The sequence below is a fragment of the Neobacillus niacini genome, from assembly GCF_000759675.1.
GTDB classification, from domain to species: Bacteria; Bacillota; Bacilli; order Bacillales; family Cytobacillaceae; genus Neobacillus; species Neobacillus niacini_A.
The window spans coordinates 1-14723 of sequence record NZ_BAWM01000083.1 but is presented as its reverse complement, the minus strand read 5'-3'; the positions used below and the strand labels follow the sequence as shown (position 1 = coordinate 14723).

General features: G+C 36.7%; 18 protein-coding genes and 1 pseudogene. 6 read left to right on the top strand and 13 right to left on the bottom strand.

Annotation, left to right across the window (positions count from 1 at the left end):
• A partial coding sequence (locus TR08_RS31275; protein ID WP_081954578.1) for a YjcZ family sporulation protein occupies positions 1–121 on the top strand: 121 nt, incomplete at its 5' end.
• A gap of 309 nt (positions 122–430) precedes the next feature.
• Here the strand turns inward: TR08_RS31275 and TR08_RS19695 are convergent.
• A complete protein-coding gene (locus TR08_RS19695) occupies positions 431–820 on the bottom strand; it encodes a VOC family protein (protein ID WP_045521179.1) in 390 nt (129 codons plus the stop codon).
• A gap of 221 nt (positions 821–1041) precedes the next feature.
• Positions 1042–1383, bottom strand: a complete 342-nt coding sequence (locus tag TR08_RS19690) for a hypothetical protein (RefSeq protein WP_238579200.1) — start codon at positions 1381–1383, stop codon at positions 1042–1044.
• 272 nt (positions 1384–1655) lie between these two features.
• Between TR08_RS19690 and TR08_RS19685 the strand changes: the two genes are divergently transcribed.
• Positions 1656–2471, top strand: coding sequence for a M15 family metallopeptidase (locus tag TR08_RS19685; protein ID WP_045521177.1), 816 nt, complete (start codon positions 1656–1658; stop codon positions 2469–2471).
• A 542-nt stretch (positions 2472–3013) separates the two neighbouring features.
• On the opposite strand, the gene TR08_RS19680 is transcribed toward TR08_RS19685, so the two are convergent.
• From TR08_RS19680 to TR08_RS19665, 6 genes are all read right to left on the bottom strand, one after another.
• Complete coding sequence (locus TR08_RS19680; protein ID WP_045521175.1) at positions 3014–3976, bottom strand: NAD(P)H-dependent glycerol-3-phosphate dehydrogenase; 963 nt, start codon at positions 3974–3976, stop codon at positions 3014–3016.
• A 346-nt stretch (positions 3977–4322) separates the two neighbouring features.
• On the bottom strand, positions 4323–4481 hold the full coding sequence (locus TR08_RS32690; protein WP_193747801.1) for a hypothetical protein: 159 nt from the start codon (positions 4479–4481) through the stop codon (positions 4323–4325).
• 166 nt (positions 4482–4647) lie between these two features.
• Positions 4648–4782, bottom strand: a complete 135-nt coding sequence (locus tag TR08_RS32120) for a BA3454 family stress response protein (RefSeq protein WP_152597475.1) — start codon at positions 4780–4782, stop codon at positions 4648–4650.
• Between the two features lie 801 nt (positions 4783–5583).
• Positions 5584–6057 (bottom strand): NUDIX hydrolase, encoded by a 474-nt coding sequence (locus tag TR08_RS19675; protein WP_045521173.1) that lies wholly within the window; start codon positions 6055–6057, stop codon positions 5584–5586.
• A gap of 374 nt (positions 6058–6431) precedes the next feature.
• Positions 6432–7211, bottom strand: coding sequence for a DUF6348 family protein (locus TR08_RS19670; RefSeq protein ID WP_193747800.1), 780 nt, complete (start codon positions 7209–7211; stop codon positions 6432–6434).
• A gap of 17 nt (positions 7212–7228) precedes the next feature.
• The gene (locus tag TR08_RS19665; RefSeq protein WP_045521169.1) at positions 7229–7495 is read right to left on the bottom strand and encodes a hypothetical protein; all 267 of its coding nucleotides are present in this window, start codon (positions 7493–7495) and stop codon (positions 7229–7231) included.
• Positions 7496–7692: 197 nt separating this feature from the next.
• Between TR08_RS19665 and TR08_RS30425 the strand changes: the two genes are divergently transcribed.
• From TR08_RS30425 to TR08_RS19650, 3 genes are all read left to right on the top strand, one after another.
• On the top strand, positions 7693–8100 hold the full coding sequence (locus TR08_RS30425; RefSeq protein WP_052427538.1) for a terminase small subunit: 408 nt from the start codon (positions 7693–7695) through the stop codon (positions 8098–8100).
• Positions 8101–8135: 35 nt separating this feature from the next.
• Entirely contained in the window at positions 8136–8339 is a 204-nt protein-coding gene (locus tag TR08_RS19655; protein WP_045521168.1) for a hypothetical protein, read from the top strand.
• A gap of 584 nt (positions 8340–8923) precedes the next feature.
• Positions 8924–9463, top strand: a complete 540-nt coding sequence (locus tag TR08_RS19650) for a hypothetical protein (RefSeq protein ID WP_045521167.1) — start codon at positions 8924–8926, stop codon at positions 9461–9463.
• A gap of 222 nt (positions 9464–9685) precedes the next feature.
• Here TR08_RS19650 and TR08_RS19645 read toward each other — a convergent pair whose 3' ends face one another.
• The 5 genes and pseudogenes from TR08_RS19645 to TR08_RS19620 all read right to left on the bottom strand — a co-directional run bounded on the left by TR08_RS19645 (position 9686) and on the right by TR08_RS19620 (position 14135).
• On the bottom strand, positions 9686–10138 hold the full coding sequence (locus TR08_RS19645; protein WP_045521392.1) for a GNAT family N-acetyltransferase: 453 nt from the start codon (positions 10136–10138) through the stop codon (positions 9686–9688).
• 479 nt (positions 10139–10617) lie between these two features.
• Positions 10618–11913: pseudogene (locus tag TR08_RS19635) on the bottom strand (IS110 family transposase).
• Between the two features lie 426 nt (positions 11914–12339).
• The gene (locus TR08_RS19630) at positions 12340–12756 is read right to left on the bottom strand and encodes a hypothetical protein (RefSeq protein WP_045521164.1); all 417 of its coding nucleotides are present in this window, start codon (positions 12754–12756) and stop codon (positions 12340–12342) included.
• A 64-nt stretch (positions 12757–12820) separates the two neighbouring features.
• Positions 12821–13006 (bottom strand): hypothetical protein, encoded by a 186-nt coding sequence (locus TR08_RS19625; protein ID WP_045521161.1) that lies wholly within the window; start codon positions 13004–13006, stop codon positions 12821–12823.
• A gap of 19 nt (positions 13007–13025) precedes the next feature.
• Positions 13026–14135 carry a lactonase family protein gene (locus TR08_RS19620; RefSeq protein ID WP_045521159.1) on the bottom strand — a complete coding sequence of 370 codons (1110 nt, stop codon included), beginning with the start codon at positions 14133–14135 and terminating at the stop codon, positions 13026–13028.
• A gap of 369 nt (positions 14136–14504) precedes the next feature.
• On the opposite strand from TR08_RS19620, the gene TR08_RS31270 reads away from it, so the two are divergent.
• Positions 14505–14648: a YjcZ family sporulation protein gene (locus TR08_RS31270; RefSeq protein WP_081954565.1), complete on the top strand. Its 144-nt coding sequence runs from the start codon at positions 14505–14507 to the stop codon at positions 14646–14648.
• Positions 14649–14723 lie beyond the last annotated feature (75 nt).

The following is a 14723-nucleotide window of genomic DNA, read 5'->3' as shown; positions in this document are numbered from 1 at the left end:
CGGATTTGGTGGTTGTGGTGGATACGGCTACGGCGGCGTCGGTTTCGGTGGCGGTTGTTTTGCATTAATCGTTGTATTGTTTATTTTGTTAATCATCGTTGGAGCAGCTATCTGTTTCTAAGTAAAAACCAATTACACTTTTCTTAAAAATACAAAAAAGCCCTTGTAGGGCTTTTTTGTATTTGAGAATTCAAATAAAGGTGTATGTGCAATGGAGGTTAAGCGGCTATGGCGCTTCGGCTACCCTATCATATGCATCCGTTCATGTGAATTCCCAATAGGTTAAGCCCTATTTTTGGGGAAACTTTTTTTACTTTATCAGCACTTGTTCACTCGGCTTTATCACCTTGTACATATGGTTTACTACCACCAAAACCAGCATCTGTTAAAGTAAAGCACACGTTAGCTTAAGTGCAACCGTTCACAATCATTAAGATGCTTCCTTACAAATCATTAATAAATTGCCATCTGGATCTTTGAACACAAAATAAAAATTATCCTGAATCTCTGTAACAAGTTCAACATTATTTTCTTTCATAAATTGATAAGAAGCTTGAATATCATCCGTTAAAAACTGAATTGATGGAACTTGGTAAGTCGAAATATCACCATCTTCATTTCTCCACTTTGGCATGGCATCTAAAACTAATCCAGCTGTACCTTCCATGGGTGCCACGAATATATGCCCAAAATATTCTTCTCCTCCTTCCAAACCAAGTATTTTTCTGTACCATTCTTTTGCTTTCTCAAGGTTACGAACTGGAACAAACACACCACCGATTCGTTTTTTAATTGGTGTTCTGTGGGCAGGTGCAGTCACAAAAACATCCTCCTCTAATAAATCATTTAATACACTTTAGAATTCTATGTTTTCTAATATTTACCTCTCTTATGTTAAAAAAAATTATTCGACAAATTACCAATTCTTGTTCAACTAACATGACCGTTAGTGGAACAAGAAAAAGAGTCGCCGCAGCAATCCTAATCTTTAGCTCTTGCACCCGTTACTTCAATAAGAAGAAATTCAATTCCAATTATTTTTCAATATGGTGTGGATGAAACAAATATGATTGGATATTTTTCTCCTAGCTGTTTCTTCACCTCTTGGAATAATTGCAACCCTTTTTCATTGTGATTTTCCTGTTGTTTTAATCCATTTTCCTTTAATGAATCGGTTTCTAAATCAATCCATTTTCCATATTCCGATACCCATTGCAATAGTTCTTCCCGTAATTTATCTGATAAAGGGAAATCCTCTATTTCAAGGTTCCAGCCACATACGTTGCACCAAATAGGGTCAGCCACAAAATCCGCTTCTAGTTTAAATGAATTAGTAAATTCGCATTTACAAACCTCTTTTAACATCAAAAAGTCATCTCCCAAAAATACAATTTCTCCTGCAAGTTATTCAACTAATCTGCTTCGTTAGTTCAACAAAAAAGGCGCGGCCGCAGCGGTGAAAATGGCCTCCTGATTTAAATCTTGTGCCTACGATTCCGTCGACTGGACATACGGCATCCATGACATTCCAAAAAGCTACCCTGGGGAGTGGAACAGTTTGCGCATAGATTGTAACGGGATTTCAAATCCTATTTGTATCATCGTCTTAGAAACGATGGATGGATATTCATTTTGATATAGAGGAGTCGGATAATATGGCAAAAAAATTGGTTAGCGCATGGGTCGTTCTCATCACCTTCTTCACCCTCATGGGCTGTAACCGAGAAACGGATCATTCCTCTTTACCCAAACATACCGAAAGCGGCACAAGTCAGTCCTTAACCCCAATGAGCAACCAATCCCATTCGAACCCAAACAGTATAGGGACAAACGTGTCGTATGTGAATAATACAAAGACAAAGGATGGAAAGGTAACCTATACCACGAAATACCCCGCATCCCTGGGAGTCATCGTGAACAAGAAAATTTATCTGCCTCAAACGTATGTGCCGAAGAATCTGGTCTATCCTAAGACCTCCTTTCTCTTTAAAGAAAACATAGAGAAACGGAAGTTGCGCCAGGAAGCAGCGGCTGCACTCGAAAAGATGTTTGCAGCGGCAAAAAATGACAAGGTTTATTTAAGCGGGGTCTCGGCCTATCGTTCGTATGCCACGCAGGCGGCCGTCTTTGACCGTTACGTCAAAAGAGACGGGTATGAAAAGGCAAGAACATACAGCGCCATCCCCGGCACCAGTGAACACCAAACGGGGCTCGCCATCGACGTTAGCGGAAGCAGCGGGAAATGTGCGGCGGCCTCTTGTTTCGCCAATACAAACGAAGCGAAATGGCTGGATAAGAACTGCGCCAATTTCGGCTACATCATCCGTTATCCAAAAGGAAAAGAGTACGTGACTGGCTACAAATACGAACCCTGGCACATCCGCTACGTCGGCACCGCCGTTGCGAAGGAAATGAAAAACAAGAATTTGACGTTAGAAGAGTATTTCGGTATTTTCCCAAACCTTAAGTAAGTCGTGATTTTCGATACGAAAAAACCGCGAAAGCTTCACGCTCCGTGGCTAACCTTACCCCTCTTATCTATCTGGTAAGTGGGGTTTCGTTTTGTCCCTGGGCAGTTGGACCTTTCGACTTGACCAGGGTGGGTTAGGTTTTTTGAAGCCAATCCTTCACGCACGAGATGAGCCTCTCATCAATCATATTTCTTACTTCCTTTTTATACTTAAAGGCGTTTTCTTCTCTTTGAATTTCCGTTTTAAGAGTGCTTTTATACTATTGATTATCGGAACATACATCACATATTAATTCCCTATAGATGACACCTCACTATATAATGGTTTCATTATAAATTTATCCAATGCTTGTTCAACTATCCTGCACCGTTAGTCGAATAAGAAAAAGCCACCAATATGGTAGCTCTGATCTTAAACTATTGCACCCGTTAGTTTAAGTGTAATTATTAACAATCTCTCTTTTTTTTAAAAGGAGCTGCCACATCAACTCATTTTCAGCACTAAAACCGTGGTTGATAAGAAATTGATATGGCATAATCTCACTAAAACTCAAATTTTACAGGTCTTAAAAATAAATCTTTTAATGTTTCTTCTGCATTTTTATTCTCAAATATTATCTCAAATAACGCATTACAAATTGGGAGTTGGACGTCATATTGTTTGGATAATTCCCCCAATGCTTTTATAGTTTCAACACCTTCAGCTAATTTTCCAAACCTTTTTCCTTCGACTAATGCCTGTCCAAATTTTCTATTATGACTATGTTCCGAGAATAATGTTGCTTCAAAATCTCCTAGATGACTTAATCCATATACAGTTACATCATTTCCGCCCATTGCTCTAACTAGACGAGAAATTTCCCTTGTTCCCCTTGCCATAAGTGAACCTTTTAAACTGCTATAATTTAATCCATCCAACATTCCTGCTGCTATACCCATTACATTTTTAGTAGCAGCCCCAATCTCATTTCCAATAAGGTCTTGTCCATAGTAGAACCTAATTAAATCACTATTCATCTCTTGTGCAATTTTTTTTGTTACTTCAATATTATCAGAACCTATAACCATACAGTTTGGTATATAATTCACGAAATCTTGTACGTGTCCAGGTCCAACCCATACTGCTGTATTTACATTTTTTCCAACCTCTTCCCCAAATACTTGAGAAAGTCTTTTTCCACTATTAGCCTCTAATCCTTTCATACACAAAATAAATGTTTTACCTTGTATTGCATTGAATGAACTTAATTGTTTTGCAAATGAACGTATTTCTTGAGCACTAATTGAAATAATTATTATCTCAGCAAATAATATTGATTTTTCTAATGAATTAGTTAGTTCTACATCTTCTGGTATTGAAAGGTATTCATTTCTTCGAGTATCTTTTAATCCAATAAAATTCCTGGAGTTTTCTCTCCCCCATAACATAACATTGTGTCCAACTTTATTAGCATACCAAGCCAAAAAGGTTCCCCAACGTCCACAACCTAATACTGAAATATTCAATATTTCACCCTCATTTTTTTAAAAATTCATCATTTTCTTTTTTATAATTGCTCTACCATCTCCTGAATGAAAATGGTTAACTATTTTTTCAGATGGACAAAGGTTATATTCGACCAACTTCATATAATATCCTTCCGCTTGTCGTCCCTTATTGAACTAAACTCCCGTTAGCTCAATAACAAAAAAGGGTCGCCGAAGCGATCCCAGTTATTTAACTCTAGCACCCGTTAGCTTAATAAGAACTTTATACATTTTTCTCTCCAAATGGTGGAAAAATTAATAAAAATCTATATATGTTCCACAGATAATGCTCTTTAATTTATATGTATTATTTTATTTAAAAAGTTTAGGAAGCCTTGCGCTCTTTAGCGTTCTTTAGTTCCCTTAAGCTTTCTTTGATTAACTCTCTTTGGTCCTCGGTAATAATAAAATCCGTAAGACGATCCTCAAAATGAGCAATACGTCTTTCCAACTCCTCTATAGTAAGGTTATTAATATTCTTCATAAACCCACCAACTCCTCTTATTATAATTTATATATAATTAGTATTCTTCATAAAATCCTTCAAAGCCGCTATTGGCAGCGGGATATTCAAGTAAAGGAAGCTATCCAAAATCTATTCTTCAAGTGGAAGTTCCATTCGAAATCCTTTTAATCCCAGGATCCCTTATTTAACTTTCCCATTGTTTAAGAACTTGTTCTTTTGCTATACGATAAACTTCTTCTTCTGTTTGGTTTTTTGTAGCTATTACGTTGGTTTGATAAACTTTACCTTTATGTGTTACATAGATTGTATACTTGTACATTTTGTTCTTTCCCCTTTTTATAATTCTCACTTCACTAATAAATCAAATTTCATTTAGTTATTCCTACAAATGTTTTTTGACTTTTTTATATTTTACAAATAATGCGAAAGTTATTAAAGCTAAAAAAAAGGTCAAGATTTGACAAATTCTCAACTTAACAAAAATTAATATATTCACTAGCAACGGTAATGACTGGCAAAGTCAATAAAATCAACAAACTTTTTATGATTCTAATCTCTTATGTATTTTGTTACACTTCTTAGAATGCAGAAAAATGTCGAAATATAAAAACTAAAAAAGGCTGGCTCCTGATACCGATCTTAAATTACCTTTTTGTTTTAATCCTTCAAATTATATAACCACAAAGTTAAAAAACCACCTTAGATAAGATGGTTTCTTGCTTATTTATTAAACTAACGCACCAGATAGTTTAAGTGTTATCCTTCACAATCTTGGCTTTAAATTGGGGTAATTTGGTTAATCCTTGCTAAACAATATTAAATGGTGTAAAACGTTTTAGGTACAGTTGCTATTACGCCTATTACTGCAATTACTTACCTAATGGTAATTAGGAGTCTTTCTTTTTATTTTTCCATTCTGATATTTTTTTCAATAAATTTTTTGACACTTCATTCCAACGCATTTTTTCTTTTAATGATATCGTTTTATCAGAGTTATCATCAAATGTAATTAGTAGGTCATAGGGGTTTTCTAAGGTTAAATAAGCATTTCTGACATCTTTGTCATTTTTCTAATCTTGAAGAAACTTATTTTCATGGTAGTTCAAGAAGTACGAGTATATTATTCGTTATATAATCTAGACAATAAGTTATAGGCTGGATTTACTTCCCATGTTTCATATGGAATAAAACACTTTGATTTCATCGCATCAAGCGTCCGAGATTTTTGTTGGGGGCGGGTGATATATTGGTCTATATTAGATTGGTTTAATGCAATATATCTAGCTTCTTTTATTTCTTCGGGTTGAATTTTTATTTCCCCATCAACATATTCGGCTTTAAAAACAACCGATAAAACATGCTTCGTTGCATTATAGTAGACACCTGTTATACCAACAGGACGGATTACAATCCCCGTCTCCTCCAAAAATTCTCTACAAACTGCCTTGTCTAAAGGTTCCCCTAATTCAACATTTCCCCCTGGCATTTCCCATGTATCTGAACGCCAATGAGTCCTAAGTAATAAAACCTCATCTTTTTCGTTCATTAATAAAGCGGAAACTGAAACAGTCTGTTTTGGTGGTTCATATTTCATTCAATATCACCTCATATATTAGATTCACCAACAGCCAGTAAATTCCTTCTTCAACTAAACTCCCTCCGTTACTTGAATAAGAAAAAGCGTCACCACTTATTGTAGAAACGCTATCCGTTAGTTATACATTATGATCGCTATCTTAGATCTTTTTGTACTAATGACATTAAAAAAGGGATAGTCATTTTTCCAATTTTTTAATGATAAATTCTTTCGCTCACCAAAGTAGTTATCGAAGTATTTCTTTGTAGCTTCAAAAAGTATTTCGGCAATGGTTGCTTTTGTGTCGAACTCATCTTATCGGAATGAATATCCATCACTTGGGAAATAGGTAACAGATGATTTTCCACCCTCCCGCCAATCTGTCCCCTCATTCATTGCTTTATTAACGACTCTGATAATGGAACTTGTTTTAACGTATTTATTGTAAAGCTCTTTTGAAAAATTTGTATTAAACCGACTATGTAAAGCAGATAAAATAGGATAATAGCTATAAATCTGGTTCTTATATACGACTTGTTGTTCACCATTTGTATCGATAAGAACATTTTCACCATAATCGAGCTGGTAAAACACCTTTTCTGCACACATCTCAGGAATGAACATATACAACTCTTCAGCCAAATTCCTATCACCAATTGCCTCAGTAAGTCTTTCAGGAAAATGGTTAAACTCATCTTCAGTTTTACAGGCATTAACATATCAATTGCCGTATTAGTGAATTTACTGATTTCCTGCAAAGTATGTGGAAAAGGGGTATATGTATCATCATCTTGTAAAATAAAAAAGAATTGTTTTTGCGAAGTATAACCATCGACTTCCCATGTGCTGACGTAGTCAGCTATTTTTTGAGATAGTTCAGGACTAATAACATGATTTATAAAGCACTGACCCGTAATATTATCATTCATTTTTGCAGCAAAAATTTTAACAAAGGCTAATTTATGATTACCCAACCTTTTTGCCACATCGTCCATAATAATCTCACTGAAAGAGTCTATTGTAAACTCATTTTTAAGTTCGGAACCCATGCTAACAACATCACTTTTGTAGAGCATCCAGTCATGTTTTTCTCCTGCATACTCACTTGAAATAGGTGTACCGCTTATGTCAAAGGTACATCCCCCACAACTATGTCCCATTGCCTTCATCATATGCTTTATTCCGCTCATCATGCCGATTGCAAAACTTCCAAGTGCCATGCTATGGCAGTGTCTTGATCCTCAGCAAAACCTACTTGGTATTCGTAAAGTTCTTGATCAAAATTAGGATCTGAAATCCTAAAACTAATCTCAACAGACTTTTTATCTAAATCCTTAATTGCATCTAGAGTCTCGATTCGTGGTAATAATGTAATGTTCCAATCGGGAAAAATAACTGTATCACCTTGCAATTTACTTTCAGAAAAAACATTGTGCAGTTTTTTTGCAATATCCATATATAACCTCCTTGTATATAACTCTACAACGAACAATTATAAATTAAGTATGATTTATTGAATGAAAATATTTCGGTTTTCCACCCGTTTTCCAAAATTCAGGGTTCTGACTGACCTTCGAGCATTCCCCCCTGTCCCTTTATTCTATATCAAAATATCAAAATAGCTATCGTAACCGAAAAGGGGTGAATGGATTGATGAAAACTGCTGAAGAACTCACTGAAAGGCAGAAAAAATTTGCAGAATTTTACTTCGTACTAAACAACGGGACGAAAGCGGCAATAAAGGCTGGCTATGCGGAATCTGGTGCGCACGTTGAAGCCTCCAGAGCGATAAAGAATCCTAAAGTTAAGGCATACATCGAGGAACTTCAAAAGGAACGCAGAGAACGCATCCAGAGCCGTCTGGCAGGCATGTCAGAAAAGGCAGCCGAAATGATGTTCGAGCTTGCAACTACCGCTGATTCAGAAAGTGTCCGCTTAACTACTATAAAGGATATTCTTAATCGCGCTGGCTACAAAGCCGTTGAAAAGCTGGAGAACAAGAACGAGCATAGCGGGAAAATTACCTTTGGATTTCGTGACCCATCATTGAAAGAGGAATAACATGAACGTGGATACATTAATAAGAGGTGATTAAAATGGATAAACATCTTCAACAAACATTTGATTTCCGTTTTTTGAAAATTGGTACGATGGTCAATGGTGGCGTTCTGCAAATTGGTTGTGGGGCTGGCACAGCTAAACGAGTCTCTCCTGTTGGATACACTACAGTTGGAACTACATTAGTTCCTCTAGCAGGTCCTGAATTTGCTGTCCCATTATCTTCAACAGGCCGGACGTAAGAACTGCCCAAAGAACGAATATCCCTGCCATTACCCGAACCCCACAGCATACACTGTTATTGGTCCCGTTACCTCTAACCACTCACTCCAATGAATGTTACGGCGGTGTCGCAGTTCTTGTAAAAGCCCGCATTTGCCTTTCACGGGCTTTTTTGTTTGCGGTAAAGGGAAAAAATAAGGGAGTGTTCTCGCAATCTCTTAGACAGCCATTCTGGGCTTCTGTGATATTGAAAAACCCTCTTTTGGTTCTGCTTTTACGTAACACGGCAAAGCGAAGGAATTGAAGCAGATCATCGCCAGCCAACAACCTTAAAGGCAGAAAGTAAGCTGGGGGGATGCTGCGGTTATAGCATAAAAAAGCCGATTTCCTGTACGGTAAGGAATCGACGTTTTTTGTTAAAGTAAAGCACCCGTTAGTTTAAGTGCAAACTTTCACAAACTTACGTAATACAACGAAAAAATAAAATTCATTGATTATTAAATAAAATAACAATTTACATTTTTTTACACATATACTAAAATATAATTAAGTAAAAAATTTTTTAGTAAAAAATAATTTATTATAGGGAAAGGAGAATTTTAAAATGAGTCTATTAGATATTTATCTGCAAAAGAACGGGAAAAAACGATACAATGTATTTAAAGAAACTGGAATCAGTCAGCAAATGCTTTCAAGTGTTAATAAAAAAAGTGTCAATCATTATTCAGTCAAAACAATTCAAGCTATTGCGAAAACAGTAGAGAAAAGTGAAGGAACTGTGCTAGATGAATTAATACAATTAGAGAAGGAAAATGCTTATTTCGAAGTTTATAATGCTGAAGATTTACTATTAGCCTTTAGAAATAAGGAAGAATATATTCTAATCAAAGGCGAATACAAAAAAGAAATGGATGAATTAGCGAAGTCACAACTTTCTGATACAGAAACATTAGGTTGGGAATTAGGGGCAGCATGGTCAGGTGGAGTAGTAACTGTGGTGACAGAAGTAATTTTGCACTTAGTAGATTTATTCAGTAGTAAAGATGATGACAAAAAGAAAATTGAAAGCCAAGTTCGTAAGTATAAGTTTAAAAAACTAAATGAAAATGAAATCTTATTGTATTTACGTCAATTAGATTATTAGGAGTTTAAGAAGAAGTGACACTGCGGGATAGTTGTTAGTAAAAGAAAGTAACTGGAAGAAGAATCCTGCCAACTAAAGAATGTTTAGATAGCTGGAATTACAAATAAATCTATCCTTGGAGAATCCCTCTTGGATGGATTTATTTGTTTATTGGCTAATAAATATATCCCCGTTCTTAAACAAAACTGCCACGTTAGTTCAACAAGGATTTTCTTTTTAAATCTACAAATCTTGAGATAACCGAACCATATCCTTACACTGGATACCGTTTTCGAAAATCTCTTCTGAATAGTGCCTGATGAAAAAGTCTATATCAATACCAATAATTCTAAAACCACATTTTTGATAAAATGCTAATTGTCCTATGCTTGAATTTCCAGTACCGACTTCTATCGTTCTGTATCCACTTGATTTGGCTGTTTGAATTGCATTAATTATTAGTTGTTTCCCAATGCCTCTACCGTGCTGGGTACCTATCACTGCAATATTCACCAACTCCACCATTTCAGGTCTTGTTGGAAGTAGTACATAAACTCCAATAATTTGACCATCTCTTTCAGCTACAAAGCATTCTCCTCTTTGTAAATATTCCTCAACAAGTATCCGAGAAGGGTCAGCTAATAACAGTAAATCCATAGGAGGTTCTTCATCCATATTTAGTTTCCGAATATCCAAATTAATCTCCCCTAAAGAACTGTATTTTTCCTTCATTTTACCATTTTTTCATTAAACTAACCTCCCTCAATAAAGAAAGCGAAATCTCCCGATTTCTCCGTTTTTCTTATATTTTCATAGTAGTTTACCTTTCGGTAATTACTTAATAGGTGGGTGAACATTACTGAAAAGGATAAAACTGGACCCTTTGAGGAAAAAGACTTATACCCCACCAACCAATTACTTATAGAAATTGGTAGATGAGTAAAAATATGATCGCACTGGTGGATGTCCACATTTCTCATGGAGGTCAACCCTCCCATGCCTTACAGAGTCTTCGCTCTCAAATTCCTTCGTCCAACCTTTCCATGAGGTGGATGTCAGCCATGCTGCTCCACAGGGTCCTTTGCCCGTAATTTAGTTGCTTTGCCGACTAATCCGTGCTTCAAATGTACCCAAATCTATAACTCAGCTACTATTTATCCTAATCTAAAACAGAATCAAGCGGCCAATTCTACCTTCTCTGTTACTGACAAATGAGGAATATCCTTTAACATCTTTTCTTCACTAAATTCAAATTGCTTTTTACTTATACTAAAGAAAATACGGATCAGTTTATTACATAAAGCAATTAGGGACTGCATCTTCTTCAATGGATTATCAGAACGTTGAGTATAGTAAGCGTGTAATGCTTTAAAAGCTGAATTTTTTGCAACGAGAATCATACACACCCTGAACAATAGAGCCCTCAGTTTCTTTCGACCCCTCTTTGTAATAGTCGTTTTTCCTTTGTGCTTACCAGATGTATTCTCTTTTAAACTTAAGCCAGCTAGCTTAATAATTTGTCGGGGATGAGTATAATCATTAAGGTCTCCTACTTCCGCAAAGAAACCGGCAACCGTATCTCTTCCTACCCCTTTAATGGCCAACATTTGTTGTACCCCTGGTATTTCATCAAGTAAAATATCTATTTTTGAATCTAATTCTTCGAATTTATGCTGAATTAATTCATATTTATCTAGTAATGTTTTCAGCTCCAGTTTAGCCATATCAGAGCCTTGGCGAAGTCCGATGGACTTACTGGCTGCTTGCTTTAACTCTCGAATCTTGTTAAGCCCAACACTCCGGCTAACGGTTTTTCTTAAGTGAGTAAGCAGTTCATGTTCAGAGAAGTTTATTATTTCATGCGGTAAAGCATATAGTTTTAAGAATTGTAAGGCTGCCTTTCCTTCCCACTTCTTAAAGACTGTAAGATATTCTGGAAAGAACCGATCTATCCAGTTATGGACCTGCCCTTGTACTGTTTGGAGGTCATCAGTTAAAAGATCGCGTATTTTTTTAGCCACTCGGAGTTCGGCATAAACCCCTTGCGGAATCGTAGGTTCGGCGTATCTTCCATCTTTGACTAACTAGGCAATTACTTTGGCATCCTTTACATCATTTTTAGTTGGTGAATTATCATCGAGTTCCTTGCTTTTCTTAACATGCAAGGGATTTACTGCTACAAACTTAATCTCATTTTCTTTCAGAATTTGTGCTAGGTTAAACCAATAATGGCCAGTCGGTTCCATTCCAACCATCACTTTTTCCATGGCTTGTTCTCTCTTCAGTTCAGAAATCCATGTAAGAAAATGCTCGAATCCCTCTTTTGTGTTTTCAAAATAGCAAGGTGATCCGAACTCCATTCCTCTAAAGTCCTGTGCACGTGCCACATGCTTGAATTTAGCAATGTCGACACCTATAATAAGTGTTTGAGAAGTTATTTGAGCAATCTTCTTATTTTGGTTATAATTCATTTTAAAGCCTCCTAGTATTTGAGTGTTGTCCTTTTCGCTGGCCAGCTTCAGGACACTCTTATTCTACCAAGAGGTTATTTTTTTGTTCAAACCTCATTTTCACTCATTACAGGAATGCTACTTCGTTAGCTGAACAAGCAAAAAGACCGCCGCAGCGATCTCATCTTTAACTATTGCTACCCGTTAGCCATCCATGCAGCACAAAATCAGTGCTGCACCACAGAGAATGAAAATGGTTAGGAAGTGTCAATACTAATACTGACCTTGATCCAGTCAACCCTAATCCATAGACTTATTAATGAACGCTCTCCTCTTTTTTTAACGATTGAGCAGGGTCTTCTTAAGTATTGTCATTTTTCTAATCTTGAAGAAACTTATTTTCATGGTAGTTCAATAGCAATGTTCAAATAGGACTCTATTAAATGGTTAAACTCTAATCTTAAACACTTTTAATAATACTATGTTAAAAAACCAAAATAATCTTGCATAAAGAATTCCTACTATAACCATCAACCCAATCCAAAATAAAACGTATGCCGTACTGATAGCTTTTGATTCGATAATCTGAAGAATTGAAACGAAGACTGCTACTAATATTCCTCCCGTCACGAAAAAAAGCAAATTCTTTGTAAACAACCTCTTCTTTCGATCAATTAATTGCCTTAGGAAACCTCTCAAATAAACATATTGAATCGTGTCTAAAACGACAATAAATAACACAACCCAAAGAAATCCGATTGGTGGTGGATGGTCTGCACCTGAAAGAAAAAATGTTGTCCAACTCCCCAAAAATAATATAGTATTTATCCATAAAATCTTTGAAATTTCGACTTCCTTTGTCACCTATTTACCCTCCTTGATGCACATACAATATTGTCTATTTATTAATAATTTAATCAATTCTTATTTAACTATACTGCTTCGTTAGCACAATAAGAAAAGCTGCCACAATGATAGCTCTGATATTGAACTCTTGCACCTGTTTGTTTAAGTACATTTCTTCACAATCTTGTACAATTATATTTCTCATAACAAAAGCCACCAGTATGTCGGCAGCTTTTTTAGCAACTCCTTTATTTCCTATTCCAGCCAATATAGTGAACCCAATAGAATCAAAGAACAGCTAGCCCTTGCGATCCAAGATAAGGAAAGTTAGTCCAAGCAGCAACCTGCAATCTAACCAGACTACCATCATCTTGTATATTAAATACTGAGATTGTACCCTGATTTCCGTTAAGGGTGTAAAAATGCCGTCCATCTTTACTCACTCCAACATCCATCGGCAGACCTGGAGGTGTACCTGGCGGAGTACTGGTAATATGCCTGACAACAGACAGTGCTCCATTGGGATCGATTTGGTAGGTGGAGATGTTACCGCTTAAGGTGTTGGTAATGTATGCAAAACGTTCATCCCGCGTTGTTACAACCCAACAAGCAGTCTTATATCCGTTTGGTACAGAGCCGCTGATCACATGAAGGATACCGTCGTTGCTCAATGAATAAGATGACAGCGTATTTGAAACTGCTTCTGTAACTAAGAGTATTCCAGAGGATAGAAAATAAACGCCCAATGGTCCTTGACCATAAGAATCATTTACGATTGGTCCTGTAAGAGTACCATTTTTATTCACATGGAATACACTGAGATGGTTGGAAGTCAGCTCGGAAACAACGATTTTACTGCCATCTGGAGTAAAGAGAACCTGCGCCGGCTGAGCATTGAAATTGCTGAGAGAATGGGTAGATCCGGGAATAGGAGTAAGCCGTCCATTATTATCTATTTGAAAACCAGTGATATTGGATGCAAAATTGTTAGCAGCATTACCTACATTGGAAACATAGAGGAGATTACCAAATACATTTACGCTATTGGGTTGAGCACCTCCTGATGGCTTCACATCCACAAGCAAGGGTACTCCTCTTTCGGTTATGGTGAAACTACTGATACTATGGCTGCCTGCGTTAACCGCAAGTAGGAAACTTCCATCTCGGGACAAAGTTAGTGCGCCTTGTGACGCTAAGGGGTCGACGCCATCGTTTGCAGTAGCAGTAGAAACTTCCTTTGTACCAGTACCTCTTCCATAGGTTGGGTAGGAACCCACAAAGGTGAGCATTCCATTCAGGTCCATGTAAAAGGCAACGACTTGATTCATTACTTCATTATTGGTCATCATATACACCATACCCGCTCGCGCATGAAAATTATTGCTCATTATCCGCATTTTATGACTCTCCTCCTTTCATTATTTTATATTGTTCTTTTGCCATATAAATTCCCAAAATGGATTTAAAACTTTCAAATTCGCCATGCCCTACTTCTATGCGCAGCTCCTTCGTCAAGGGATCTACGTAATGGACACGCCCTGTTATGTCGTGAGTAAATCTGTAAAGCCATATTGTCACCTTCTTTAAGTAACCTGCACCGTTACTTGAATAAAAAAATTAGGCATTTTTCAGCAGCGCTCGGCTCACTATCTACTGCTTTAATCATATTCCGTAGATTTGTCCTCGTAAAAACTAGTGAAATAGCCCTTCCCACCTTAATTTCTCAGCATATTTTATAAGGAATGTATATAAAGGAGGGCTATCTAATGTTTGGATATGGTGGATACGGCGGATTTGGTGGTTGTGGTGGATACGGCTACGGCGGCGTCGGTTTCGGTGGCGGTTGTTTTGCATTAATCGTTGTATTGTTTATCTTGTTAATCATCGTTGGAGCAGTTATCTGTTTCTAAGTAAAAACCAATTACACTTTTCTTAAAAATACAAAAAAGCCCTTGTAGGGCTTTTTTGTATTTGAGAATTCCTAT